Origin of the sequence: Cupriavidus sp. TMH.W2 (assembly GCF_050847365.1) — a bacterium.
GTDB lineage: Bacteria > Pseudomonadota > Gammaproteobacteria > Burkholderiales > Burkholderiaceae > Cupriavidus.
In genome coordinates this window covers 133,004-156,152 of sequence record NZ_CP193795.1, presented here as the reverse complement: position 1 = coordinate 156,152, position 23,149 = coordinate 133,004, and the positions used below count along the sequence as shown (strand labels likewise).

Annotated in this window: 34 protein-coding genes; 2 read left to right on the top strand and 32 right to left on the bottom strand. The window is 57.0% G+C overall.

Annotated features, from left to right (window positions below; genetic code table 11):
- Positions 1-119: 119 nt before the first annotated feature.
- From ACREYQ_RS32605 to ACREYQ_RS32585, 5 genes are all read right to left on the bottom strand, one after another.
- A complete protein-coding gene (locus ACREYQ_RS32605) occupies positions 120-413 on the bottom strand; it encodes a hypothetical protein (protein WP_432263096.1) in 294 nt (97 codons plus the stop codon).
- 94 nt (positions 414-507) lie between these two features.
- Positions 508-675: a hypothetical protein gene (locus ACREYQ_RS32600; RefSeq protein WP_432263095.1), complete on the bottom strand. Its 168-nt coding sequence runs from the start codon at positions 673-675 to the stop codon at positions 508-510.
- Between the two features lie 86 nt (positions 676-761).
- Positions 762-1,244: a hypothetical protein gene (locus tag ACREYQ_RS32595; protein WP_432263094.1), complete on the bottom strand. Its 483-nt coding sequence runs from the start codon at positions 1,242-1,244 to the stop codon at positions 762-764.
- A 123-nt stretch (positions 1,245-1,367) separates the two neighbouring features.
- Positions 1,368-1,721, bottom strand: coding sequence for a hypothetical protein (locus ACREYQ_RS32590; RefSeq protein ID WP_432263093.1), 354 nt, complete (start codon positions 1,719-1,721; stop codon positions 1,368-1,370).
- A 125-nt stretch (positions 1,722-1,846) separates the two neighbouring features.
- Positions 1,847-2,467, bottom strand: a complete 621-nt coding sequence (locus ACREYQ_RS32585; RefSeq protein ID WP_432263092.1) for a helix-turn-helix domain-containing protein — start codon at positions 2,465-2,467, stop codon at positions 1,847-1,849.
- 38 nt (positions 2,468-2,505) lie between these two features.
- Between ACREYQ_RS32585 and ACREYQ_RS32580 the strand changes: the two genes are divergently transcribed.
- Positions 2,506-2,652 carry a hypothetical protein gene (locus tag ACREYQ_RS32580; protein ID WP_432263091.1) on the top strand — a complete coding sequence of 49 codons (147 nt, stop codon included), beginning with the start codon at positions 2,506-2,508 and terminating at the stop codon, positions 2,650-2,652.
- 176 nt (positions 2,653-2,828) lie between these two features.
- Here the strand turns inward: ACREYQ_RS32580 and ACREYQ_RS32575 are convergent, their stop codons facing one another.
- The 26 genes from ACREYQ_RS32575 to ACREYQ_RS32450 all read right to left on the bottom strand — a co-directional run bounded on the left by ACREYQ_RS32575 (position 2,829) and on the right by ACREYQ_RS32450 (position 21,125).
- The gene (locus tag ACREYQ_RS32575; protein WP_432263413.1) at positions 2,829-3,641 is read right to left on the bottom strand and encodes a hypothetical protein; all 813 of its coding nucleotides are present in this window, start codon (positions 3,639-3,641) and stop codon (positions 2,829-2,831) included.
- Positions 3,642-3,753: 112 nt separating this feature from the next.
- A complete protein-coding gene (locus tag ACREYQ_RS32570) occupies positions 3,754-4,287 on the bottom strand; it encodes a hypothetical protein (protein ID WP_432263412.1) in 534 nt (177 codons plus the stop codon).
- A gap of 152 nt (positions 4,288-4,439) precedes the next feature.
- Positions 4,440-4,733, bottom strand: a complete 294-nt coding sequence (locus tag ACREYQ_RS32565; RefSeq protein ID WP_432263411.1) for a hypothetical protein — start codon at positions 4,731-4,733, stop codon at positions 4,440-4,442.
- A gap of 284 nt (positions 4,734-5,017) precedes the next feature.
- Positions 5,018-5,974, bottom strand: a complete 957-nt coding sequence (gene lepB, locus ACREYQ_RS32560) for a signal peptidase I (RefSeq protein WP_432263410.1) — start codon at positions 5,972-5,974, stop codon at positions 5,018-5,020.
- Entirely contained in the window at positions 5,971-6,249 is a 279-nt protein-coding gene (locus ACREYQ_RS32555) for a hypothetical protein (protein ID WP_432263409.1), read from the bottom strand. Before ACREYQ_RS32555 ends, lepB begins: the two co-directional genes overlap by 4 nt.
- A gap of 11 nt (positions 6,250-6,260) precedes the next feature.
- Complete coding sequence (locus tag ACREYQ_RS32550) at positions 6,261-6,986, bottom strand: hypothetical protein (RefSeq protein ID WP_432263408.1); 726 nt, start codon at positions 6,984-6,986, stop codon at positions 6,261-6,263.
- Between the two features lie 56 nt (positions 6,987-7,042).
- Positions 7,043-7,480 carry an NUDIX domain-containing protein gene (locus ACREYQ_RS32545; protein WP_432263407.1) on the bottom strand — a complete coding sequence of 146 codons (438 nt, stop codon included), beginning with the start codon at positions 7,478-7,480 and terminating at the stop codon, positions 7,043-7,045.
- A gap of 102 nt (positions 7,481-7,582) precedes the next feature.
- Entirely contained in the window at positions 7,583-7,879 is a 297-nt protein-coding gene (locus ACREYQ_RS32540) for an HU family DNA-binding protein (RefSeq protein WP_432263406.1), read from the bottom strand.
- A 39-nt stretch (positions 7,880-7,918) separates the two neighbouring features.
- On the bottom strand, positions 7,919-8,392 hold the full coding sequence (locus tag ACREYQ_RS32535) for a DUF7682 family zinc-binding protein (protein WP_432263405.1): 474 nt from the start codon (positions 8,390-8,392) through the stop codon (positions 7,919-7,921).
- Positions 8,389-9,138 (bottom strand): GIN domain-containing protein, encoded by a 750-nt coding sequence (locus tag ACREYQ_RS32530; RefSeq protein WP_432263404.1) that lies wholly within the window; start codon positions 9,136-9,138, stop codon positions 8,389-8,391. Before ACREYQ_RS32530 ends, ACREYQ_RS32535 begins: the two co-directional genes overlap by 4 nt.
- A gap of 30 nt (positions 9,139-9,168) precedes the next feature.
- Complete coding sequence (locus ACREYQ_RS32525; RefSeq protein WP_432263403.1) at positions 9,169-9,996, bottom strand: hypothetical protein; 828 nt, start codon at positions 9,994-9,996, stop codon at positions 9,169-9,171.
- 87 nt (positions 9,997-10,083) lie between these two features.
- Positions 10,084-11,526 carry a DNA cytosine methyltransferase gene (locus tag ACREYQ_RS32520; protein WP_432263402.1) on the bottom strand — a complete coding sequence of 481 codons (1,443 nt, stop codon included), beginning with the start codon at positions 11,524-11,526 and terminating at the stop codon, positions 10,084-10,086.
- A gap of 457 nt (positions 11,527-11,983) precedes the next feature.
- Positions 11,984-12,235, bottom strand: a complete 252-nt coding sequence (locus tag ACREYQ_RS32515) for a hypothetical protein (RefSeq protein WP_432263401.1) — start codon at positions 12,233-12,235, stop codon at positions 11,984-11,986.
- A 343-nt stretch (positions 12,236-12,578) separates the two neighbouring features.
- Positions 12,579-14,303 (bottom strand): zinc-ribbon domain-containing protein, encoded by a 1,725-nt coding sequence (locus tag ACREYQ_RS32510; protein ID WP_432263400.1) that lies wholly within the window; start codon positions 14,301-14,303, stop codon positions 12,579-12,581.
- Positions 14,304-14,555: 252 nt separating this feature from the next.
- Complete coding sequence (locus ACREYQ_RS32505; protein WP_432263399.1) at positions 14,556-15,245, bottom strand: hypothetical protein; 690 nt, start codon at positions 15,243-15,245, stop codon at positions 14,556-14,558.
- Between the two features lie 37 nt (positions 15,246-15,282).
- Positions 15,283-15,726: a DUF6283 family protein gene (locus ACREYQ_RS32500; RefSeq protein ID WP_432263398.1), complete on the bottom strand. Its 444-nt coding sequence runs from the start codon at positions 15,724-15,726 to the stop codon at positions 15,283-15,285.
- Positions 15,723-16,013, bottom strand: a complete 291-nt coding sequence (locus ACREYQ_RS32495; protein WP_432263397.1) for a hypothetical protein — start codon at positions 16,011-16,013, stop codon at positions 15,723-15,725. Before ACREYQ_RS32495 ends, ACREYQ_RS32500 begins: the two co-directional genes overlap by 4 nt.
- A 635-nt stretch (positions 16,014-16,648) precedes the next feature.
- Complete coding sequence (locus tag ACREYQ_RS32490) at positions 16,649-17,113, bottom strand: hypothetical protein (RefSeq protein ID WP_432263396.1); 465 nt, start codon at positions 17,111-17,113, stop codon at positions 16,649-16,651.
- A gap of 33 nt (positions 17,114-17,146) precedes the next feature.
- On the bottom strand, positions 17,147-17,404 hold the full coding sequence (locus tag ACREYQ_RS32485; protein ID WP_432263395.1) for a hypothetical protein: 258 nt from the start codon (positions 17,402-17,404) through the stop codon (positions 17,147-17,149).
- 7 nt (positions 17,405-17,411) lie between these two features.
- Positions 17,412-18,023, bottom strand: a complete 612-nt coding sequence (locus ACREYQ_RS32480) for a DUF262 domain-containing protein (protein ID WP_432263394.1) — start codon at positions 18,021-18,023, stop codon at positions 17,412-17,414.
- A 377-nt stretch (positions 18,024-18,400) separates the two neighbouring features.
- On the bottom strand, positions 18,401-18,799 hold the full coding sequence (locus tag ACREYQ_RS32475) for a hypothetical protein (protein WP_432263393.1): 399 nt from the start codon (positions 18,797-18,799) through the stop codon (positions 18,401-18,403).
- Between the two features lie 21 nt (positions 18,800-18,820).
- Entirely contained in the window at positions 18,821-19,195 is a 375-nt protein-coding gene (locus ACREYQ_RS32470; RefSeq protein WP_432263392.1) for a hypothetical protein, read from the bottom strand.
- Between the two features lie 81 nt (positions 19,196-19,276).
- A complete protein-coding gene (locus ACREYQ_RS32465) occupies positions 19,277-19,399 on the bottom strand; it encodes a hypothetical protein (protein WP_432263391.1) in 123 nt (40 codons plus the stop codon).
- A 9-nt stretch (positions 19,400-19,408) separates the two neighbouring features.
- Entirely contained in the window at positions 19,409-19,873 is a 465-nt protein-coding gene (locus tag ACREYQ_RS32460; protein WP_432263390.1) for a hypothetical protein, read from the bottom strand.
- Complete coding sequence (locus tag ACREYQ_RS32455; RefSeq protein ID WP_432263389.1) at positions 19,866-20,492, bottom strand: hypothetical protein; 627 nt, start codon at positions 20,490-20,492, stop codon at positions 19,866-19,868. Before ACREYQ_RS32455 ends, ACREYQ_RS32460 begins: the two co-directional genes overlap by 8 nt.
- Positions 20,493-20,756: 264 nt before the next feature.
- The gene (locus tag ACREYQ_RS32450) at positions 20,757-21,125 is read right to left on the bottom strand and encodes a hypothetical protein (protein WP_432263388.1); all 369 of its coding nucleotides are present in this window, start codon (positions 21,123-21,125) and stop codon (positions 20,757-20,759) included.
- A 238-nt stretch (positions 21,126-21,363) separates the two neighbouring features.
- Here ACREYQ_RS32450 and ACREYQ_RS32445 point away from each other — a divergent pair, with 238 nt between their 5' ends.
- Positions 21,364-21,591 (top strand): hypothetical protein, encoded by a 228-nt coding sequence (locus ACREYQ_RS32445; protein WP_432263387.1) that lies wholly within the window; start codon positions 21,364-21,366, stop codon positions 21,589-21,591.
- A gap of 580 nt (positions 21,592-22,171) precedes the next feature.
- Here ACREYQ_RS32445 and ACREYQ_RS32440 read toward each other — a convergent pair.
- Complete coding sequence (locus tag ACREYQ_RS32440) at positions 22,172-22,735, bottom strand: hypothetical protein (RefSeq protein ID WP_432263386.1); 564 nt, start codon at positions 22,733-22,735, stop codon at positions 22,172-22,174.
- Between the last annotated feature and the right edge of the window lie 414 nt (positions 22,736-23,149).

The following is a 23,149-nucleotide window of genomic DNA, read 5'->3' as shown; positions in this document are numbered from 1 at the left end:
GAATACTAATAGTTATATTTCAATACCTAACGCGTATGTTTAGTGTTTAAGTTTTATTTTGTCAAGCCAAAATAGGAAAGCCCCGGCCGCGTTGCGGTCAGGGCTGATGGGTTTGGGACTTAGACGTGGAAATAGCCGACGCCCGGATCGAAGCGCTTCTGCCAGTCGTGGATGATGTTCAATCCGAGATTTCTGGCTACTTCGTTGGGGTCGATTCTGTCAAAGCCGTTTTCGCCGTACAGGCTATTGAGTGTCTCTTCGTTGGCATCGTCCGGCCCCACGGAATCGCATAGGCCATACAGAGGATTCGGCATGATGAAGAGCAATCCATCATCGGTGTACCAGTGCCCGTGTTCGAGCGCCGGCGTCTTGAGGTAGCGCGAGATTTCGTTGTCGAAATGAACTGCTGCCATGATCAATCTCCTTGATGTAGGGTTTTCTTGCTCATGGAGATGACACACAGGAATAAAGAAGCCCCGGCATCAAGGATGCGCGGGGCTGTGGACGTTACTTGGTAAAGGGGAGCAAGAGCGCTTTGGTCTTTTCGATCAAGGCTGCGTCCTGTTCTTGCGTCAGAACAAGTAGCCTGTCCCCCACCTCATGGACTTTCAGTATCTTGCCTGTCGCAACATCAACAACTTCAGCGCAGCCGCTAATCTCGATGTACGCCTTCAAGCGGCTAAGTCCGTTCACGATACGGACAACACCCCCTTCTACGCGAGCTGAGATCATTGAATGGCCTGGCATCGCGTCTTCGCCCCTCAGTGAACCGACGCGATCATCGGAGCGATCTGACCTAGGTATGCGTCCCTTACACGCAGCCTTACCTCGCTTGGCGCATGCAGTTCCTCGTTTGGCTTTGCCGCGTACAAGTCGACAATTGACCACGGAAGTTCGCGACTGAACCCTCCATCCCTGACAAGCAGCTTTCCTACGGAGAGCATCATTCCGAACGCTGTCCACGCGGGATTGTCGTCGGTGTTGACGTTGTTCTCTGGGTCCACCAAAACAAGTTTGACGACCTCATTTTCCGGGGTAACGCTGAAGAACCCCCCATGAATAGGCAAGCCGTCTGTGTTCCGATAGACGATCGCGACGCCCTCCTCAATGCCCAATGCTTCGGGAGTTGAAAAGACCGGCAACGTAGCTTGTGCGAACAGGCCTAAGTGTTGATTCGGCACATCCAGCGAAGTAGCTGTGACAGCGGTCAAGATGACGGTGCGTAGTTTGCTGCCTTGTTGCATGAGTCCTCTCCTGAAAGGTAATAGAGGGCCTTTCGTATCGGCCCGGCAGGAGGAGATGACAGTCAGACAAAAATAAACCCGCCGGTGATTTCCGGCGGGCTTTGGTAGAACAGTTTAACGGCGTCAATGGTACGTCCGGCTCGCACGGGATGGCGGAGCTTTTCGAATCTTCATGCCCTGGCGGAGCTTTCGAGCATCTGCGAGCAACTCCTCGCAGACGACTTTCCATACAGGAGCGTTCACGTGAGCGGATGATACGGTGCGACCGGTATCAAGGTACTTGCCACTCGCCAACAGACCCTTCAGCAACTCGGCATCGAGAGTCCAGTTGTCGACTGTGATCTCATCCTCAGCAAGTTGCGAACCGGTGATGTTGACGCTCAGACGTGCATATGGGTCCATATCTTCAATGTCGATGAGTTGAATGGCGATTCGGCCGTCCGTGTACAGCATTGCCTGCGAAACGATGTTTTCCATGGTGTGCCCCAATGAATGAATTAGCCTGAAACGGGTTCAGAGAGCCTTACACTCACGAGATGAGTCGCATGCACCAGTAAAGCGACACGCATCTCGGCGGGTCTGTTGGTCCCTACAGACTTCAATCAAGATCCGGCCAGCCGGAGGATCAGAGAACCAAGCTCGTTGGCGCCAAAGCGCTCGGTGATCGCCCGCTTCGCGCGAAAGGGGAGACGGGTTTTCCCAGAGCAGACACTGTCAATCTCATCCGGACTCAGAGCAAGAGCCCTTCCAAGATCATAGAAATCCTTGCCGCAAAGATTGGCCAGACCTCGGAGAAATGGCCCAGCTCCAGCATCGACTTCCATGACATCGTCAAGCTCGTCTAGATAACGATCAACGAGCGTTGAACGCGTGAATGATGAGTTGACGTCTGCCTCCATCACAGCCTCTCGGATCTCATCGGGGACGACGCCGAGTAAGCGATCTCGAGTGATCTCAAACCCCAACCCGGAAAGGACTCTGATGCGCGCCGCCGGAGGCAACGGGCGCCGGCCAGTGCGACACTGGGTAATCATGGAGGAGCTGAGCCGAATCGATCTCCCAAGGTCAGCATCGCTCCAGCCATTTTCAATCCGCAGCGTCTCCATTGCGCGAACCCAATCGATCCCGGACGCTGGGAGATCAACTGACATCATCCCGAGATCACCATTCAAGGTGGCGGGGCTCGGGGTTCTGGAATCGATGAGTTCGTCCAGGCCAAACATCGAGGGCAGCCCTAGCGACCTGAGGTGGTGTGCCCACCGTGTTTGCGATCGACACCGTCGACGGCATGCAGCAGGAACCGAAGCACGGCGCCGGCGATGAGGAGGATGGCCGCTACCTTCACAAGCGAGAACAGGTGAAGGGCAACCCCGAACATCGGCAACAGGACAACGAAGAACAAGACTGAAAGTGCGCTAATACATGCAAGGGCGAGCAGATAGGTGCGCCAGTTTGAGCGGAGGTGTTCCATTGAATACTCCATGTGATCCGTCCAATGATTCTAGTATTATTTCTACTCGTTGTGAATCACAATAGGTCGATCAATGAAAAAGCCCCCCGAACCTTGCTCGGGGGGCGGTGAGGTTACCCTGCTGCCTTGGTGCGCCGTGGAGCCGGCTTCAAGACCTCAACCTTGGCGATACGCCATTTGCCGTCGTCGACCAGATCCGTGAGCACCTCAGCAAGTGCCGAGAAGGGCACGTGATTTGTCTCCTTGACCACAGCCCAGGAACCGTATTCTGCGAGCTGAACGCGGAAACAGTCGTCCACGCGGTGAAAAACGATGTTCAACATGCCCTTGAAGCGCGTGTTGTCGATGTGGAACTGCAACGTCGGCGGTGCTGCAATTTCGTCTACTTCAGACGGATCGCGCAAGCCTACGGGGCGGTTGGCCGCTCCGGCATCAATCAGCACTTGTGCAAGCGTGCGCATGCCGTCAGGCGCGAGCCGCGCCTCCACCTGCTCGATCATCTCCTTGAGTAAGGGTGACGAGATCGAGTTCTTGTCGACAGGCAACTCCGACCGAGCTTCGCCGATGACGATCGCCCTCGTTGCGTTACCTGGGGCATCCTTTGCGGCGAGTGCGTCGAGGCGAGTCCCATCGAATCGACGCCGAGCATACGGCGTAATACGAACGGTCGCTCCTATCTCTGGTACGGTCTCGAGCAACTCCTTCGGGACTACAAATACTGACGTTTGGTCGACTTTCAATAGCACCCAGTGATCAGAATGCTCAACAACTTTACCTTCCTGAGGCTGAGGATCACTTTCACCACCGAAGCTGTTACTCACCAGGCCGCCCGCATACACAAAAGCGCTGTAGTGCCGCGTTCCCAACGGCAGGTGCCGGTTCACGACAGATTGCACCCATGCATGACCTTCTTCTTTGCTCGGCATATTAACTCCTGAATAGTTGGTCGAATGCGCAGACTCTTGCGAAAGCCTGGCTCCAGGAGATGGCGAACTGCAGAGCATAAAGAGCTAGATTGATGCTTTCGGAGGGGGGCTGCTAAGCGACAAGCTGCAGCCTGGCTTCTTCAAAGGTGGACAACGGCTCCGAGTGGTAGGCCTTCCCGACCACGGCGGAAGCCGGCGCGGTGCGCACCTCAATCGATGCGTACGGGTAGCTACTGGTGGCCATCAGAACATACCCCTTCTCTCCACGCTCGACTGTCAGCGGCTTGAAGACACCTGGGGTGTCGCGTCTCAACTCCGCCTCGACGGCAGCCTTCAGATCAGTGGCCACTTGTTGGGCCAAACTCATCGCGACAGATCTGTCGAAGCGGACGCCGTGCACAAGCACTCGCTGGCCGTCGCTTGATTCTGTCGTCGAGATGACGACAAAAGCAGCAATCGGCTTACGGATGCCCTGGAGTACTTTCTCGGCGATAAATTCGGGGTTCTGCGACTCGAACCAGCCATAGACTGAAGAAGCCGACGCACCGGCCGGGATGTGAAGGAAGTCCCGCCCGAGGCGGCCTTCATCTAGAAAGCTATCGCTTGTCAGCCAGTCCCAGAGACCGTACAACGCGTGCAAATCCACGGATCTCCCTCCTGAGGATGATCGAATGCCGTTCCAGTGCGAAACCATTGTTGGCAAGAGTGAAGAGATGCCAGCCGCAGGCTCCGAAATCGAGACAATGAGGGCGCAAAAAAGGGGGCTATGAAGCCCCCTTCATCTTTGCGCGCTGAGTATCAGGCTGCTTCGGCACCAGAAGCGTTGGCCGCCGGCGGCGACTGCTCCCCACCCGCGGCACCGCCAGCCTGGCCAGCGTTTGCAGCAGCAGCGGTCGCCAGATCGCGCTCGACGGCATCGGCGAGGTTGGTCAGGGTGTCCACCAGCGGCGTGTCCCAGTCGACTTCCAGCCCATGCTCCTGGACGCGCTTGTCCAGATCCTCCAGACGCTTCGCCAGATCGGCGGGGATTTTGACCTTGTGGTTCACGGGTTTGTTGGCGCCTTTCGTGCGCAGAACTTGCAGGTTGCTCATAGCTTCTCCAAAGCAGGATCGGTGGATTCACATCGCCGACCTACTTGACAGTCGGCTTCCAGGCAGGCCCAGTCAAAGGCCAGTGATACTGATACGTTACAATATAATACATAACACGTATCTGTACGTCAACGATTTGAGAGGCGAACTCAAAACGGCCACGGCGTAGCTGACATCCTCCCCTTCCCTCAGCCTTCGGCTACCGCGCGGAGCTCGAACCCGCGGCGCAAAGAATGAGAGCTCAATCACGTGGCCAAATCCAGATCTTACGACAGCGTTGACCTTCATCTCAGAGAAATGGCGATTCGAGAACGATCACCGAGGTTTACAGCGATCGCATCCACGCGGCCGAGAATGTGGTCGTCCGGAACATAACCCCAGTAGCGACTGTCAAGGCTGTTCTCACGGTTGTCCCCCATGACAAAGTAGCGACCTGAGGGAACGGTACACCGCATCGATTCCGCCGAGAACACGCACCCGTCCGCTGGATGCATCGCCGTTACCGCGGTAACGTCAGCCCACGGGGTCGCCAACTTGTGAAGCACGCTGTACTTCTTGTCACCCAGTGACTCGTCAAACCGTTGAATTTCCACTGAGTCGCCCTCCTCGTTGGTATATCCAAACGGCACGCCTCCATCCAACTTGACCGGTGTGCCATTGACCTTGAGCGTCTTCTCTACTAACTCAATGACATCGCCTGGTGTACCAACGACTCGCTTTACAAATGTCTTGCTGCGGTTTTGCGGATACTCGAAAACCAGCACGTCGCCCTTCTTCGGTTCCCCAATTGGGATGATGATTTTGTTAAGCACCGGCAAGCGGAGTCCATAGGAAAACTTGTCAGCGAGTATGAAGTCCCCAACCGAGAGTGTCGGGCGCATCGATGACGACGGCACGATGAACGGTTCAACGATAAAGAAGCGAAGCACACAGATGGATGCAGCAACAACGAAAGCATCGCTACCGTACCGAGCGGCGCCAGAAGTTACTCGGCGCCCACGGAAACGAAGGGCAAATCGATCAACGCACCAGAGCGCTCCACTTATCGTGACTGCTACGATAAGGGCCTTTGGCATTGTGAGCAGATAGCAGAGAAGTAAAAACGGACCCAAAATGGCAAGAGAGTATCCGACCGAGAGAACACGGCTATTCTCTTCATCTGTCTCGCCACGGCGGCGTCCATAAGCAACCATGGCCGGACCAATGACCGTCATGGTTGCACCGTACAGGAACAGGCTCATTTCCAGCACCCTCGCCACTCTTGAAACCTGCTTATCGCCAGTGCGCCCACCGCACGAACCAACGTGTACGCGATGCGGCAGATGCCAATCACAATCATCATTTGGGCGGAAAACCAGAACCGGCTGTACCAGATCTGGCTACTGGCCAGATCGCGCATTGCGACACCGACACAAGCCAAGAACGCAGCGATTGCAAACGCATTGAACGCTACACGCAGAGCCTTGTAGACCCGCGAGCGAGGACGCGGCCCGGCGAGCATGAAATCGTCTTTCATCGTTTTCCTCTCTATCCTATTTTGTGCAGCGACCATCCAATCTCATCAACGACCAACTCCAACGACCCGAGCGGAGCAAGCATGAATGTGTCGCCTTCTCTCACACGGCGAACACCGAAACTGTCGCAATAGAACTCCGCCAATCTCTTCTCGGCTAAGTTAAACGCCTCAGTAAAATCTACATGGTCGGGAGCCTCTGGCGACGGCGCACAACTCTCGAACTGCAAAGGAAACGGCTTGAGGACAAGCATCGCAGCTCGGTAGCGCTGGCTAAGAAGGCGTAGCATGGCAGTGCCCAATCCAACTCCGAGGCCCTGCCCGGCGTGGTCGGACCTCACTTCAAGTCGCGATAGGTGGAGAATTGGCCCGAGGGCGAGTACGGAACCAATCTCTTCAACAGAGGCCTGAAGGATCGCATCTGCCAGCGAGCTAAGAGTCCCATTCACCGCATCACAGGCCTCGAAGAATCGTTGATCATCGATCGAACTATCTGGCTTCTTCTCCAGCACATCGAACTCAACATACGCCGCGGGAAAGGCATCGCCGGGAAGGTAGGCCTGGCCACGGACACCACGGGCCTCCAGGCACACGTCGGGCGGCATGTAGTTCTGCGAAGTTTGATGGAGCACGGCGGTCGGTATGGCTCCCTGTGGTGCAAACTGATCGCCATCGCGGATAGGCTCAATGTCGCTAAAGAAGCCGCCCTCAAGGCGAGGACGAGGCCAGATGTTCTTCAAACGGGGCTCCTTCATATTTGATACACGACACGTATCAATACCTCTCGGTCCAGAGATTACAGTTGCTGGTAGCAAACGTCCAACCTCAAGCGTGGCTGGTCCGAATCCAGCGCGCACCCGACAAGCCAAGAGAGATTGCTGACGCCTGCTTCGCGCAATACGTTCAGATCCAAGGCAGACACCACAATTTCCTCATCTGTCATGGTTCTGACCTGGCCAACAACCACATCGCTCTCCAGTCGGAAGACAGTCATATCGAAGTATGCGCCGTGCAGCCTTGCGAAAGGCTGCCAGTCGCCAGGCAGGGTAATGACACCAGTCTCTTCATCGAATTCGCGAATCATTGCCTGCTCAGGACTTTCACCTACTTTGACCTTGCCTCCGACGCCGTTCAGCATGCCAGCCTGCCATTCCGGCCGTGCCTTGCGGATTAGGACAACTAGCTTGCGACGCCTGTCGAATGCCAGACCAAGAACATAGTGCACAACTCCCACGAGGTTCTCCTTGAGTGATACCAGGGAGCCAGCCAACGAATGGTCGCTTCATCGATCCATCGCCGGCCCGCATTCGTCCGCGAAATTCAGCAAGAGAAGCTGCTACTTCTTCAACGTGCTTGCGCCTACAGCAACTGCCTCCTTGAACGTCTTGCCGGCCGAGAAGCTCGGAGAGGTCGTAGCTGCGATCTTGATGACTTCACCCGTTTTCGGGTTACGGCCATTCCTCGCGGCTCGCGACGTACCTTTGAAAGTTCCGAAGCCAGTAATCGACACTTCGCCGCCGGATGCAACCTGATTCTGTACGGTGTCGATGTACGCGTTCAACGCGCGCTCGGCGTCAGCTTTCGAGAGCCCGCTCTCTTCGGCGACCTTGGCAATAAGCTCAGATTTGTTCATCCTCTTTTCCTTGTATAGGTTGAGCCTTCCGGCTCACAGTTAGCGACCGGATACCGTGCCATGCCGATGCATGGATCTAAGCCGATCTGAGTGCAGCAGGTTGTTGTAGGTCTCGTGATGGATTAGTTTCAGCGGACGCACGGGGTTCGCTCCAAAGAGCAAGCGGTAGTGGTCTCCAACCGGGACGGATATCACGTCGCCGTGGGCTGCGCATAGCAGGCGCTTACCCCGAAAGCGACGATAGCAGACGCCATTCAAGATGGCCTGGATGATCGCTCGTGCCTTGGCCTGAAGCGACACAACATGATCAAGCGCGGATAGATCAATGGGATCAACCTCGGCAACAGATCGTATCGCTTGCTTGATCGCCTGCTTTTCCTTTTTAGCCAGGCGCTGCTGGAGCTCGGTCGCCGCTTCTCGCGCGACTTGACGTTCATTCTCTCGATGCTCGTTCTCACATCGATGGCAGTATGAGCCCTTGCCGCGGTGACCACACTCCAACCGCCTCTTCATAGGCCCCCCTGCTTGAAGCCGATGCACCCAGCGCCTGAAGTCCGGACATCGCGCTCCAGCGGGTCGCCAAAGACGGAGATGATCCCCGATCCAGTTGCTCGGGCGCGAATCATGGATGTTGCGGTTATCCGGATGCTTCCGGCTCCCGAGACGCTGCAACGTACGCTGGATGCGGATAGTGCGTTACAGATAATGGAGCCTGAGCCCACAGCTTCTGCCGTGAGATTCGAGCAGGTGCCACGCCCATGAATCCGTCCGGTACCAGCAACGCTCAAGTCAAGAACTGTCGCGTTTAGGTTTGCGAGATCCACTTTCGCATCCCCTGACACGCGCACCTCGTGCAGATTCGGAGCGGCAATGCCAACGATAACCCGTCCCTTGCGACCCTCAGTAACCAGATCCATGTCGCGGATGGGGGTACCACTTGATCCTTGACGAGTTACGGTGAAGGTCTCTGGCTCCATCTCAATGACCAAGGCGCCTTCTTCCAGGCTTGTGCGCACACACCGAAGGAGAAATGGGTCCTCGACGGCCACGCGAAGCTGAGATTCGGGAAACTGATGAAAGACCACCTCGATGGCTCCGCTGACTCGCAACCTTGGCGGCACTTGAATTGCACGCTCCTCGCTGAACAGAGCGTCGATCTCGCGGCTCGCTCCGTCTATCGACGAAGGCCTGCGATTTTCGGGATTGCTGCGGAGATCGCCACCAATCCCGCCGACAAACTTAGCCAGTGCGGCGAACAAGCGTCTGAGGCCTGTCATTAGTTGAGCCTCCTACGGCGCAAGTTCGGCTGAGGCTACCGCCTCTTCTTCGTCGCCACCAACTAGGAAAACATCGTTCTCTTCATCGTCATACACCCACGTGCCTTTCGTGTCTGGTGCGTAGGCATGCCCCTTGAGAAGCTCCATGGCCATTTCGCGCTCGTTCGCCCGCAAAGCCGGCAGCCAGCCATCGACAGCCGCGGTAAATCTCTGCTCGTAGAGTTCATAGAACAGACCACAGCTTTGATTGGCCTCTTTCGAGATCTCTTCGAGCTTCGCGGCAAGGTCATCTTTGGTCAGCGGACGAGTTTCAAACGCCCGATTGGACCAGCCTTGTTGCCACGCAGCGCCAAGTGCCGGTTCGCCCATTACAAACTCGGAGATCCGATCACCAGGATGGGCGGCATATCCAGCCTCACTTGCCAGTTTGAGCGCTAGCAGTTCCTCACCAGGGTCACCCAGCACGCGAAAGCGTCCCAACGCAATCCGGGCTAGAAGTGCTAGGTCGAAGGTCGACGCCGGCCAGACCGTAACCACCGCTTCGTCGGAGGCAGAAGCAAGCTTGTCGAGTGCCTCGGCAACCAACAAGCCTCCGACTGTCAGCCAAGGCTTGCTATGCCAGACGTGCGACATGATCCCCTCGGTTCGAAGCGGGTCATCTTCGATTAGGCGCCAGGCGTGCAACTGATGAATGTCCTTATGTTCGAGAGGCCTTGGCAAGGGCGACGAAGATCTGATGAGGCTGAGCGCGTCCAGCGTGCCCTGCTCGATCTCTGCCGTGCCAAGCCTCGTGATGATGCGGCGGGAACATCCCTGCTTCCGAACAGCTTTGATCAGCATGCGGCCAACTCCTGAACGGTGGTGGAAGGGCAGCAACTAAACGCTCGGGTGTCGAAACTTACAACTGACAGCTTCATGAGTTTTCCCCTACTGGGCGTAATTTGCCTGCGGCACAAGCACAGACGGCGTAAGCGGCTTCGGCGTCAAGGTGACGGCCGTATGGCTGCCAACATTTGCCGCGATGTGAGCGTGGAGTGCTCGAACCACTTTCTCGTGCATCGGGTAGTCAATCGATTGCCCGATGATTTCGCTAGCCAGTTCGGCGCTGGTACTACTCAGATCAAGGTCGACCGGAATGCCGTTGAGGTGGCGCTGGAGATCGATGCTGGGCAACAGATATCGACCATCTCCCGCGTCGATATAGATGCTGTCCTTCGCCTGCCTGGCTTGGCTCTTCAGAAGAGTCGGTGAGATCCGCGATTCGCGAGTGATGAGCCGAGCCCGGCCGGACATCAGTCCATCTCTCAGGGACTTGGTGTGGCTCACATCCCGGCACCCGCCGAGGAATGGCTCGAGCTCATGCCAGATCGATTCCTCTCGAATCGAACCAGGTTCCGGCATCGCAAATCCAGGAAACACTGAAGCAACGAGGTAGTAGCGCTCGCGCCGAGTTAGCCCACCCAACTGGCCGGCGTTCAATACGGCATCGGATACTTCATAGCCCCACCGCCGCAGCTTGATCTTGAATAGCTGCCCTTCAGCCGACGTTGCGAATCCGGGTACGTTTTCCAACACAATGCACGCAGGCCTGATGGTTTCCACCATGCGAAGCGCATCGTAGGCGAGGTCACGACTGGTAGTCAGGTCGTCGACAGCCTGGCGTCGGATATTTGCCCCTTTCACAGTCGAAAAGTCATCGCACTGGAGGCTCACATGCATGACGGCAATCTGCGGCCCCCCGTCCATCAGCGTGCGTACGGTATCCCAATCGACACGGCTGATGTCCTCGTTGATGAGCACACGAGGGCGAGCATTCGCGAGGACGTTTAAAGCGCCAGTTTCGGTCAGGTCGTACTTATCTCGCGCTTCGTGTGGGCGGTATTCCAGTACGCTATCGATGTGAAATCCGCTATCCATCAGGCAACGAACGTCGATGCCACTGGTCATGGCCACCATCGCGGCAAATGGATTGTTCTCAGCCCTCAGTCGATGCCGAATCGCAAAGGTGTGATTCGGCAGCGGTCTAATGACGATTTCCCCGTGCCTCAGCGTGAAATGCAAACGCTCGGCATAGCCGGGGATGCCCTGATCTAGAACGCTCTGCGATCCGATCTCCACGACCGTCTCAAACGGATTGCTCCGCCTACGGGCATACCGCCGCTGGTAGACCTTCTGTCGCCCTTCTGCCGAGAACGTCAGCCGCAACCCTTCATGCACACCGATCGGTGATACATCGTGGCGAACACCTGCTTCAAATCCTATCAGCGGCAGCCAGTTGCTTGAAAGACGGATCTTCCGGCGTCCAGCGACTCGGGCAATTTGCAACTCCTTCGTGATGATGTCTGGAGCGTTAGCGGTTGCGGTATGCATGCTTAGTCCTATCTCGACAGCACTTCCGATGCGGCCGGCAGCGCCACCGTTTTCGGATTGGTTGGGCGCAGTCGTGGTTGATGGGTCGGACAATCGGCTCGGCGTAGACCTCAGCAGTTCGGCGCCCATGATCCAAATCACACACGGCCTGCCAGCCAAGGGTACAGTAGAAAGTGCACCTATCAAGAGCGAGCAGATGAGTTGGAGGAACCCCACTTTGTCCACATCAGCAGGGGGTGGAGATCGCCAGGCAATGCTGAATGAACTTGTTGTGCCGCGGGTTCATCTAGCGCATGTGGCAGGATCGAAGAGAGTTTGACCGCGTCGATCCAATCACTATCAATACACTACACGTAACTATAATACAAATTGTTTTATTTGTCACGCGCAGAACTACTGATGAAAAAAATGCCCGCTTTCGCGGGCAAGGTGCGGTGATTTTGGAAAGTGGTCGTGGCTAGGCGACCGCGGCCGGAACGTAAAGCGTATAGATGACGTAGGCAAGCGCCAGTGCGCCGAAGAAGCCGGAGACCACCAGCAGCAAGCGGTTGTCCCGCAGCTCAGCCACCAAAAGGGCGTCGATCAAGGGCTTCTGGGAGGTCGGGTCCGCACTTTTCACCGTGAAAAGTCGCTTGCGGCGCTGGAAGCCGATCAGAAATACGAAGGCGAAGATCGCCAGGACAACACGAGCAATGATGAGCGGGGACATGGCTGAACTCCGATATTTACTCTCAATACTCATACAATACATAACACGTATCTGTACGTCAATAGTTTTGCATAAGGAGATCTATGCTAGATCGTAGTGTGGATAGCCGAGTTAGCTGGACTACAGGCGCTTTTGCTGGACCGGAATCCTTCGGGGTCGAGCGCCCGCGATGGACAACTAGATAGCGCCCCGCTAGGTGGCTACAAGTCGGCTCAGAGCGCGAACTTGCCTGTATGAGTGGAGCTTCCCAGGGCGCCGCTCGACACGTCGTTAGTCTTCCCGGGTCAGATCAATACAAGGCGCTGATGGGGTTTCTCCGGGTGAGGACTAGCACAGCGTGCTGTCAAAGTGGCGCATCCTCTTCCCCTGTTGGGACCGACGCGATCGATGCCGGCGTCAGTCGCGAGGCGCGATGACATACGGCGCACCACGAGCCGCGGAATACGCTGTCGTAGGTGGTGGTCCACTCGTGGCCGGCGGCGCACCGAAACGAAAGCCGACTATGCGGGCTCCGATATTCCCCGGCTGTCACCGTACCTCCCCGTTGTCCGATCACCTCAAGCAACCGGGCCATGCGGTGCTCGCTGCGCACGGTGCGCCGCGCCTCGTCGCGGCATGTCGAACACCACTCGCCGGTGAGCTGGGACTGCCTATTGGGCGTCATCTCGAATTCGTGTCCCTTAGCGCACTGCCATCGCAACGCCACTGTGGAGCCCAGGTATTTCGGTGACAAGCACTGGCCGCCGCGTTCCTGCGCTCGCCGTTTCATGTCCTCAATGGTCAGCAGTTGCCCGGCACAATGTGGGCATCCCGTCTCGCCGTTTGCAACGCGTCTGGAGGACGCTTCCCACTCGTGTCCCTGCGGGCAGCGCCACCGCAGCTTGCCGTGGGTGCCACGGTACTCATCGGATAGCAGTGTAAAGCCGTGCTGCTTGGCTCCGGCGCGAATTTCATCCAGCGTCCTGCGCACATTGCCGTAGCAGAACGCACACCACTTGCCGGCGCGGATGTTGTTCGGAGTTGAAAGCCATTCGTGGCCCTCCGCACAACGCCAACGGAGTCGTCCGCGATCGCCGAGGTAGGCTTCGCTCAGCAGCTGGCCGCCCTTGCTTCGCGCAATCTGCTGTAACTCGGTCAGGCCCGCCCGGTCGTAAATCTTTGTCAGATCGAGCGCCATGAGGTCGGCATCGCAGATCGGTGTAATGCCCACATCTGCTAGCTTTGCACGGATCAGTCTGGGCAAACCTTCCACCGAAGTCAGCACCGGAACCGCAGGGATTTCGATTACAGTGACGCCGGCGCAACGACAGCGTTTCAGTTTTTCTTCGTCGCGCCGCAGCTGCTGGGCGAAGTCCTCCTCGCTGCGGTGGAACATCGGGACCATTCGGTAGTGCTGTTCGCCGTGATGCTCGAACGCAAGCTTCAGCTCTTCGCAGTACCCGTCCAGTTCCATGACGCCGCGTGGCCCGGTCCACAGGAAGCGCGGCCGGCTCTTTGGGAAAGGCCGCCCAAAAAGCGCCTCAAAATAGAGACGACAGATTTCCTCGCCGTAATTGATGCGGCAGTGCGGGCACCAGCTACCGTTGCGCAACGAGTTCGGAGTGGCTTGCCAGACGTGCTTGTCCGAGCACTGCCAGACGAGTTTGCTCACCGCACTCACATAGGCCTCGGACAGGCAGGTGCCACCTCGCGCCTGCGCAAGTGCTCGCATGTCCTTGATAGTCTGATGCCGTCCAAGGCAATGCGGACACCAAGTTCCGTAGCGAACATTACTTGGCCTTGCTTGCCAAACGTGGCCGGACGGGCATCGCCACATGGCGAGCCCCTGCATCCCTGGATAGGTTGTTGACAGGCATGTCCCGCCTTTCTGCGCGGCCAGCTCGTGCAGAAAAGCGAGTCCCTTCGGCGCTTTTCCCGCACAGGTCGGACACCACTGGCCCTGTTTGACCTTACCGGCGCGGTTCTCCCACTCGTGACCCTGCGCACACCGCCAGCGCAGCGTGGAGTCCCAGTTGCCATATTCGGCCGACAGGCATTCACCACCGCGCGAACGGGCAAGCTCCCGCATGAACTCGATTGTCAGTTTCCTATTCGATGGCATGAGCGACCCATGTTGGAGTGTGCTGGCTTAGTTCCCGCCCCTGCGACTAGGCTCAGCATATGAGCCATAGGCAGCGAGAGGGCTAGAGCGGAGACCAGCCAAGCTTGCCGTCCGTAGCGCCGCCACCACACCCCTAGGGCCGAGCCGCGTGGGCGGTGGGTTCCGGTTTTGAGCGGCGACCGGCGCAGAATTAATGGGAAATTCGGGAGCGCTTTTGAGCTACTTGCCGGACGGACTCTGATCCTGGGGGCGTTGTGAATTCCCAGACTGATCTGACGGTGAATGCAGGGCGCTGCGTTGCGCCTCCTCAATGCCCTTCTTCAACAGAACGCTCTCCCCTTCCTGGTAACTTGGCCAAGGCGCAAAAGGCCACTGCCGGAATGCGCCACCCCATACTAACGAGCTCGGGCAGCGATACGCTGCGCTTTCTGCGTCAATGCGGACAAGCGCTAATCCGTCGCAGGGAACATCAGTGCCGCCAAGAAGCCGAGCCTCTGCAACTCCCGAGTTCTGCTGGTCGCGAAAAAACCACCAATGATCGGCGACTGCGAACGTCAAATAGGTCCCCGCCATCATTGCCCACACGATCATCCCGAATCGTAGACCCGCGGAAGTGTCCATTGCTCGCCCTTCTTTCACGGTTCCGACGAATTTGCCACCAAAGAGAATGAGGGTTGCTATGCCCAGAAGGAAGAAAAGCGGGACGCACCAATTGACTGAGTCCAGCCGAACGCCAATCTTGGGGTCGTCAAAAAGACCAAACCCGGAGAGAATCGCTCCTGCGCCAACAGTAGCAGTCGCTACGTGGAGTCCGGACATGACACTGAGCCGACCATGCCGCATTAGTGCGCGAAATGCCGAGATCATGTGAGCGTAAAGAACAAATGTGGCCGCAGCCAAGAACGCCATCTGAAAACTCCGAAAAGACTGGTGATAGCCAGGCAGACTACCGGTTATCGCGGCAAGATGCCAAAATGGGGTCGTTGGCATCGACTCCGTTTGCCTCTGCCATTTGTCGATAATCCGCGAAGAGCTCCAGCCCCCCGTCACTCACGTCATCCTTATAGTCCCCCCTGATCTTTCCAAGCCGGACTGAAAGGTTGTGCTCTGCACCGCGCAGAAGGAACCCCGCACATGTTGCCGGCTTCTTGCTACCCGATGAGTGACAAGAGAACACGTGCGTGGACATGTCATAGGCGGTATTTGCAGAGATCCGAAAAGCCTGTGCGGGAAACTCTCCAACAGCATCCTTGCGCCACGGGCAGTCGTGACATGGCTGCTTGCGGTATCGGTGACCGCCTGACTGGACAGTTACAACCTGGTGACTCTCTCCGGCCAGGCGAATCCCGATGACTTTGGCGACCGCCGGCTTGAGCGATTTGTCGGTCACAGGTCATCTCCTGTGAAAGCAATCGTCCCCACTGGCACATCGATCCCGTGATGTTCTTTCACTGCGATTCGGAAATGCTCCCATTCCCCTGGGCCTGCGCCGGTGTGCGTGCAGAAGAGACACTGCTCGCCCCCCTTCAACTGGTCCGCCGCCGTACGGTGCACATCGATCCCGAACCGCTTGCTAAAGCGCGCGAGGCATGAGCCGTCGATGCCATTGACCCATACGGTGTCACCCCGAGCAGATACCTGGATCTCATAAAATTCTTCTGCTGACTCAAGTTCCATCACGCCATCCACCATTTTCCGAAGACGACTCTCACAGGTTCTTGTCGCGAGACTTCACGAGTCATCCTCGCTGGAATCACAACCCTTACCAACCCCAAGTAAGCGGCTGAATATCTCGCTGAGAGCCTTCCAGCCCCACTCTTTTGCTTCCGCCAGTTCGCGCATCTCGCCCGGCGGAACAAACTGCTGCGGAGAAGCCACCAGCCCGCAAACGTATCGATCTACTTGTTCAGTGAGAGCGGGACATCTGTCCCTTGCCCCAAACACCTCTACAGACAACCCACAAGGTTCGGCGAGGCAGCATAGTCCGCAACCGTTGCATGGTGCCCCAAACGCGGGTTTGACGCCCCTCACCGGCAGGGCGTCAGCCATTTCTGCAAGAGACATATCTACGACCCTGATGGGGAATCCCTTCGTCATGCCCACTGGTCCGACATCAAATTCTGAGTCACGCTAGACTAGCCTACACTGGGGTCGTAAGCGGCATTGCGATCACTTCCGGGAGCTCTAGTACTCGCATCACGAACCTTAGTCTTCATCTCGCTCACCCCGACCAACTTTGCCTCTGGTATCGCACGGGCAGTATTCTACGGGAGGCAAATTGCCACCCTCACCAGGCATAGCGCAGCACCGCCCTAGTCTGATCCACTGGCAAGCTCGACATTGTTGATATCTGTCCAGCGCCAGTAGCCGCCGGCGCCAGCCCAATGAACACGACCTTGAACAATCTTTGGGTTGCGGCTGGGCTCAGAAAAGTCGAGATAACCGCGATCGACAGAGACCACGGTCACCAACTGCCGGCGCTTCAAATCCGCGCCCTCTCGAGGGATTGTCGAGCCCGTGCCATCAATCCGCGCCCCTTTGCGAATATAGACCTTGTCACCTCGAGAGATCGTCGTGCCCATATAGGGACCGACGTTCGCAATCTCAGAGAATCCGTTGGCCTCCATCCAGGCGGCGCAAGCCCGAGCCGCTTCCATCTGGCGTCGCGCCTCGTTACGACCAACGTGAACGGTGCCAGGTCCGAATTCGCTCAGCAGGGTCCGATAAGTGCTTTCAGCCGAGGCCGCATATTCGTACAGCGAAGCTGGTGTATGCATTCGCCAGTCCTTCCCTTCAAAGGTGCTGAGGAGTTAGTCAGAAGCTAGGCTGCGGGTGGCAGCGCGGATCGCCTCTTTCAGGGTCACGACTTCCTCCAGCGCCCGCTTGAGGTCACCGTCCAGAAAGCCAATTTGCCGGCGTCGGGCCGCCCAAAGTCCCTGGGCCATCTCCAAACGCAACTGCCGCAATCGCGGCAAGATGTCTTCGACTATCACATTGCGATCGACGGCGTCACTCGCGTCAAACGTATGGCACGTCCGGATATATCGCTTGATGTGGTTGGATAACATGTAGACGTTAGCCCAAGTGAGCATGACATGTAGACAGGACTCGCTCCTCGGCAGTATGAGGCGTGCCTCCGAAGTTCAAGCGATCGTACAATTCTTTCAGCTTCTCTTCGTCGTCTGTGTAAGCGAGTTCGATACAGGGAAACTGGACGCGCAAGAAGCGGCGCAACGCCGTTGGACGATCCAGCATCGAGAAACGAACACCATTGAAGATCGACAGCGAATCGTTCAGAAAATCTCGAATGGCGCTCATCCGCTGCTGGCCATCGATCAACCAACCCGACATAGGCAGAGACTTACCGTCGCGCCCCCAGTCGCAACCGTTGATCACGTAGAAACCCGTTCCGAGCCCGAGGAACACGCCCTCGACGAACCGACGCTTTTGCTCATCGGTCCATACTTCATCGCGCTGCCAAGGGGGAAGGACCAGGTTCAGAATTCGGCGCTCATCCAGCCTCGTCGTATCAACAGCCGTTCCGGACTGTAGATAGTCGATGTCAAACGAGCGGTGAGTGCCGCTCAGCAACGGTTGGGGCAACGGGATCACAGCATCTCCATCAATACTTAACACGTATTGATAATAATACGAGCCGTTGGTTTTGTCAAAATGGGTGGGACTCACTCGCCCGGCCGTCAGGAAGGCTCTGCCTGGCGCCGTAGCTTCGCGGCCAAGCACCCGACGATCGACTTCAAGCGATCCTCGCAAATGCCTGGAAACATTGCACGTGCCGAGGACAGGAAAGACTCCCCATCACTCACGCTCCCACTCCTTGCCAGTTGAAGGAGATACGCCTCAATCTCCACATCAGCAAGCTCTGCCGCAGTCCTGGTGTCCAGTTTCACTCTCAACATGGTCTGGGCTCGGCGGAAAAGGATTCCATAAAACGGCTTTCGGCAATGAACAGTCCAACTCGAACAGACAACCGTTCAAGCGAGATGGGATCTTGGCCCGCGCGAATCGAGCGAGGAATTTGGTGGTCCATGGAAAAAAGCACGACGCTATACCGGGAGGACAGGGACCCCTGATGCCTCGAGATCTGCCAGGGAAAGATAGAAGTCTGCTTCGTAGGAAACAAACCCTCCGGGGTCAACGAGGGAGACTCTGTTCGAGGACAAGTCTACCGACACTGTGGCGTCATCCATCCGGTCGTCCGTACGCCTGGCGAATCCGTCTGCATCAACGAAGAAGCCAAATCCGGCAGCGGCACCAGCTTGTCGTGCTCCCCTCTCCTCCGCAAGGCGATCGCCGAATCCTTTCCCCTTTTCTTCGCCCCAATTGGCGCTCGAATCCGCCACAACATCGCCGCCGCGGCTCAGCCACCATTCTGCGTAGCGCCAACCTTCCACATATTTGGCCGAGCAGTCGCCGGCTGACAATTGGATGACCGGGTACTCCATCACTGCTCCTTGATCTTTGCTTTAGGACACCGCCACGGGGGCCGGAGAGTTGGTGAACGAGAGCTGCGCAGACACAACATCGTAGACTGGACTGTCCTTGCAAACGAAGAAGATTGAGTCGCCTGGCTTTGCCGCCATCAGCGAACCAGGCACCAATTTCTTTGCCTTGAAGGTTGAAGCCACATGAACGAGGTGCAACTTTCCCTCCTTGGACCGGGCCAGTTCAGTCATGCGATCGAAAGCCGCCTTCCCGACTTCCGTGAGGAACAGGTTCTTGCTTTCCAACGCTCCAACACCGATGCCGACATGGAATTTGCCGAAAGGGGTCGTTGTATCGAGGACGACGTAGGTCTCCGAAAAGCTGCGTTGATCCTTGAGGGTGCTGGTGATTTTCATTGTAGACCTTGAACGAAACTCGAAATTTCCAGGCGGATGCATCCGCGCCATGCGCCGGCAACCGATGACAAACCGAAGTGCCTAGTGCCGCGTGAACAGCGCGAAGCCCAGCTCGCGCAACTTAGCAGCCTTCGCTTCGGCCTCATGTGCTTGCCACCACAAACCTTTGGCGAGCCGAGATGCCGATGGCTTCTTGCTTTTCATGTCGCTCTCCTAGGATCTCTCGGCGCCCGCCAACATTTGGGTCGCAACCTCATTCGCGGCGTCCAGAGCCGACTTGCCCTCCGAATGCCATTCAGACAGCCGCCCGGCATCACCATCGACAACGTTCTTCGCAGCTTCAGGCCCGAGGCCGTGCACTGAGACGAGGCATTGTTCGACTTCACTGCACCAGGTCAACAAACCATTCGAATCGGGAGCCTCGGGAGGTGGAATGGGATGCGGTTCCTGAGACTTGTGGTAGTCGGCAACTCGTTGGACAGCCTCGGCAACGATGGTCAAAGCTGCATCTCCCTCCCCGTCGAGAGCAAGAATTCGCGCCAACTCATCGAGGGCGGCCTTGGCAGCCTTGCTGCCCGCGTCGGCAAAGGAAGTGGCTGATTGATAGCCGCTTGTGGTCGTGAGCTTCAGATCGACGCGGACGTGTTGAAGCCTGTTATTTGTTACCAGTTCAGGCATGGGAAACCTCCTGGAAAGCTGCCCTGGCTGCCTGCTTGTCAGCCAACTTCTTCTGCGCCACAAGCAACTCCCACTCCTCGCGGTCGATCCTGCGGCAACCGTCAATCTCCATGCAGAACGATTTGGCTGGTCCGCCAACAACGTAGCCGCCCGCCTCTGCACTTCGGACCTCAGACTGAACATCAGGAATCCACATCGCGAACGGCCCATCATCTCCCAGCCAAAGGAATCCGCAGGACGAAAATGGAACACCAAGCATCCTGAAACCCTGACTGCCGTCAGCGCCATAGTTGATTCGCCATAGGACGCCCAGTTCAGTCTGGATGGCTTCCTCGGGGCTGCGGTAACCAACCTGCGCGGCGAACCGCACGGCAGACTCGGTCCCCTTTTTCGGCTTTGATCCGTACTTGTTGCCGAGTGTAAAGTCAGGATGGCGCTCTCCGCGAAATACAACGCTAAGAAGACGACCATCCTCCCTGCTGGTGTAGATCCTGTCCCCTCCCACGCTCTGCGCGAGAGCCCGAACCACTGCGTCGACACGATACACCTCAGAGATGTGCGCTTTGACGAGATCAAGCGCACGGCCACCCTCGATCATGAAGATTGCACTTTCAGCCATGATTTGTTCCTCTCTGCAAAGTCGACTCCACCGCACATTAGTGCGAAGGCCCTAACCAAACAAGATTTTTGATACTTTACACGTATGCACAATACAACGTGTTGTGAGATTCGACAGAGCCGGGGTTCTCAGGGAGCAATCAGCAGATTGATGTTGCCGCGCACGGGATCACGACGAAAGCCTTGCCATCACTGAGCGAGACAACCACAAGCTGACAAGCTCGCGTTGGGTTGCCGATGACACATTCAACCCCGGATACCCCTTCTATCCAAGCCACACGCGCCGATAGTCAGCCCAGTCGTAAAGTTGCTCGAGGAAGTCGTTGAAGTCCTCAAGCAACGTCCCCTCTTCCATCCCCTCTGCACTGACAGATTCGAGCAATTCGACCACTTCGACCAACTCTCGATCGTAATCATCCTTCGCAATATCAAGCCACTCCGAGGGCACACTGGAGCGAATCAGCGACGCAATTTCGGCCGCAACGGCGGCGACATGCTGGTTGCTCTCATTGCGTTGATCTCGGTGGAGAATCTCCTTGATGTTGATGCTTTTGTCCCAGATCGGCTTACCCGCGGCGCGTCGATCCGAGGCGATGTTGTGGCAAGCAACAATGTGTTCGACAGTGCGAGGCATAGCAGTCCTTAAGCCAATGATTGAGAGATCGCAGCACGAAAATTAATCGTAACAGGTATGAATAATACTCTGTTCCGTATGTTTCGACAAGAACAGAAGGAAAACGGGTTCCCGGAATACGCGGTTGATGGCCTGCTCAGTTGACGCACGCCGGCGCAAAAAATGTGTAACAGGGTTGCCGGTATTTCGATGTCGTTGCCATCTCTCAATGTGGGCATGGTGCCCACTGGAGATGACGATGAAAAAGTTCTGCTTGTTATGCTCGGGTCTCCGGACCTCTGTTCCCGATGACCTGCTCGATCAGTTGCGGATACTTCCAGGTGTGCACCTTAATCGAGTGAAGTCGGGAATCGTCAGTGTGTATTTCGACGGTACCGAGGCCGAGCTGCACGCGCTCCTTGCCAATACCGCGTGGTCCGCGTTCTACGTCCGCGTCAGCGAGAGCCGTACATACCGCCTGCAATAAGCGGGAGACCGACATCATGAAGTAACAAAGCCCGGTGTCTTGCCGGGCTTTGAACTGATCGTTGCGATCGGCTATTTCGAGTGGCTGGTATTCGCCGCGGCCTCTTTTGCCTTGGTTGTGGCCATATGGTGACCCACCGCACAGCCTGCGATGGCGCCCAGAACCGTGTGGCGACCCGCCACGTGGCCTGCTACTGCACCAACCATCGCTCCCTTAGCGCAGCCCGCCGCCTGGACCGCTCCGCTGATCGTCACAAGTCAGCCGGCAGTTCCCAGGGCGATCAAAATGCCTTTCTTCTTCATGCACATCTCCTCTTTGTAAGGTGAAATTACCGGAACCGTCACGAACGTTTCGCCGTGCTCGAGCTCGGCGAAAATGATCGGGGATTTGCGCTTTCAGCAGACCTCTTCGCCAGCCGGAGAGGTACAGCAAAACCCTCCCTAGAGCGCCGCTGACCCTCGACGACACAATGCCATAGTGCTCACAGGCCTCCGCATCGCAAGCTAGTGAGTAAAGGCCTTGATCGTGCGCGTACGCCAACCGGCACAAGGATCGCGCAATCCAGGACCGCTGTATGGCGTCAGAGGACATCCTCAAGTGGAACCTCCTCCAAGTGCTTGATGGCCAGCTTGCTAACGAGTGATCCGTCTTCGGGCAATTCGCACAGGTAGTCGGCGGGCTCCCGCGAGGTGCCATCTCGGAGCATGCAACGAGCAAGGTCCGCGGAGGTGGCATCGCGAAGGTGAAGAGTCTCGCCCGGGCAGACATCATGCCACCAGCCGAGAGCGATGGGCGGTATGTCTCGCTCCATTTCCTTGCGGGTCTTGAGCTTTGCCTTGAACACGTGCGCGGGGTTCATCCCCAACAGGCGCCGATGCTCCCTCCAGGACGCATGCTGGCTGAAGTACGGGACTCCCTCAAGCGGGGCATCCCTGAAGGTGATCTGACGCACGCAGGATTTGCCTTCCTCAAGATACTCATGAGCCTTCGACCTACAGCCGCCGGGCATTCCCCCGCATGGCTTTACGACGACCCAGAGACCACGGGTACTCGTGGGCCGAATGTCGTCAACGGAGAGATCTGAGTGGCTCGCCAGAAGAAATGCGCCCAGCGCACCCAGCACGGCTTGTTCTGTCTGATCCATGTTGAATTCGAAATAAAAATGGCACATCGATACATTACACGTATCGATATGCCATGTGTGTAAAAGTTACTCTAAGCAGCGCCGATACTCTCGGGCATGGGTGGGGCAGCTTCCACCCGAGACAGGATGAAGGAACATTCCACAATTCGGAATCAGAAAAGCCAAAGGCCCGCACGGATTCGTCCGTGCGGGCCTTCGACTGCAAGTCGACCTTTCGGTCGCATCCCAACTCAGGAGGAGATCTGAGGCGGGGGTACACCCCGCTTGGTTGAATCCATTAGACCGGAACCACGGGACGTTCGCAAGAACAATTACCCCGGGGTAGCGTGACGTTGGACCGGAGTACCGAACAGGAGATAGAAATGCTTTGGTGGCCAGTCCGATTGATCGCGTTGGCAGTGGCAGCGATTGGTC

Coding starts and splice junctions, on each gene's coding strand:
- ACREYQ_RS32605 (WP_432263096.1), bottom strand. CDS start 413: ATGGCAGCAGTTCATTTCGACAACGAAATCTCGCGCTACCTCAAGACG.
- ACREYQ_RS32595 (WP_432263094.1), bottom strand. CDS start 1,244: ATGCAACAAGGCAGCAAACTACGCACCGTCATCTTGACCGCTGTCACA.
- ACREYQ_RS32590 (WP_432263093.1), bottom strand. CDS start 1,721: ATGGAAAACATCGTTTCGCAGGCAATGCTGTACACGGACGGCCGAATC.
- ACREYQ_RS32585 (WP_432263092.1), bottom strand. CDS start 2,467: ATGTTTGGCCTGGACGAACTCATCGATTCCAGAACCCCGAGCCCCGCC.
- ACREYQ_RS32575 (WP_432263413.1), bottom strand. CDS start 3,641: ATGCCGAGCAAAGAAGAAGGTCATGCATGGGTGCAATCTGTCGTGAAC.
- ACREYQ_RS32565 (WP_432263411.1), bottom strand. CDS start 4,733: ATGAGCAACCTGCAAGTTCTGCGCACGAAAGGCGCCAACAAACCCGTG.
- lepB (WP_432263410.1), bottom strand. CDS start 5,974: ATGAGCCTGTTCCTGTACGGTGCAACCATGACGGTCATTGGTCCGGCC.
- ACREYQ_RS32555 (WP_432263409.1), bottom strand. CDS start 6,249: ATGAAAGACGATTTCATGCTCGCCGGGCCGCGTCCTCGCTCGCGGGTC.
- ACREYQ_RS32540 (WP_432263406.1), bottom strand. CDS start 7,879: ATGAACAAATCTGAGCTTATTGCCAAGGTCGCCGAAGAGAGCGGGCTC.
- ACREYQ_RS32535 (WP_432263405.1), bottom strand. CDS start 8,392: ATGAAGAGGCGGTTGGAGTGTGGTCACCGCGGCAAGGGCTCATACTGC.
- ACREYQ_RS32525 (WP_432263403.1), bottom strand. CDS start 9,996: ATGCTGATCAAAGCTGTTCGGAAGCAGGGATGTTCCCGCCGCATCATC.
- ACREYQ_RS32520 (WP_432263402.1), bottom strand. CDS start 11,526: ATGCATACCGCAACCGCTAACGCTCCAGACATCATCACGAAGGAGTTG.
- ACREYQ_RS32515 (WP_432263401.1), bottom strand. CDS start 12,235: ATGTCCCCGCTCATCATTGCTCGTGTTGTCCTGGCGATCTTCGCCTTC.
- ACREYQ_RS32510 (WP_432263400.1), bottom strand. CDS start 14,303: ATGCGGGAGCTTGCCCGTTCGCGCGGTGGTGAATGCCTGTCGGCCGAA.
- ACREYQ_RS32505 (WP_432263399.1), bottom strand. CDS start 15,245: ATGGCGTTCTTGGCTGCGGCCACATTTGTTCTTTACGCTCACATGATC.
- ACREYQ_RS32495 (WP_432263397.1), bottom strand. CDS start 16,013: ATGGAACTTGAGTCAGCAGAAGAATTTTATGAGATCCAGGTATCTGCT.
- ACREYQ_RS32490 (WP_432263396.1), bottom strand. CDS start 17,113: ATGCATACACCAGCTTCGCTGTACGAATATGCGGCCTCGGCTGAAAGC.
- ACREYQ_RS32485 (WP_432263395.1), bottom strand. CDS start 17,404: ATGTTATCCAACCACATCAAGCGATATATCCGGACGTGCCATACGTTT.
- ACREYQ_RS32475 (WP_432263393.1), bottom strand. CDS start 18,799: ATGGAGTACCCGGTCATCCAATTGTCAGCCGGCGACTGCTCGGCCAAA.
- ACREYQ_RS32470 (WP_432263392.1), bottom strand. CDS start 19,195: ATGAAAATCACCAGCACCCTCAAGGATCAACGCAGCTTTTCGGAGACC.
- ACREYQ_RS32465 (WP_432263391.1), bottom strand. CDS start 19,399: ATGAAAAGCAAGAAGCCATCGGCATCTCGGCTCGCCAAAGGTTTGTGG.
- ACREYQ_RS32460 (WP_432263390.1), bottom strand. CDS start 19,873: ATGCCTGAACTGGTAACAAATAACAGGCTTCAACACGTCCGCGTCGAT.
- ACREYQ_RS32455 (WP_432263389.1), bottom strand. CDS start 20,492: ATGGCTGAAAGTGCAATCTTCATGATCGAGGGTGGCCGTGCGCTTGAT.
- ACREYQ_RS32450 (WP_432263388.1), bottom strand. CDS start 21,125: ATGCCTCGCACTGTCGAACACATTGTTGCTTGCCACAACATCGCCTCG.
- ACREYQ_RS32445 (WP_432263387.1), top strand. CDS start 21,364: ATGAAAAAGTTCTGCTTGTTATGCTCGGGTCTCCGGACCTCTGTTCCC.
- ACREYQ_RS32440 (WP_432263386.1), bottom strand. CDS start 22,735: ATGGATCAGACAGAACAAGCCGTGCTGGGTGCGCTGGGCGCATTTCTT.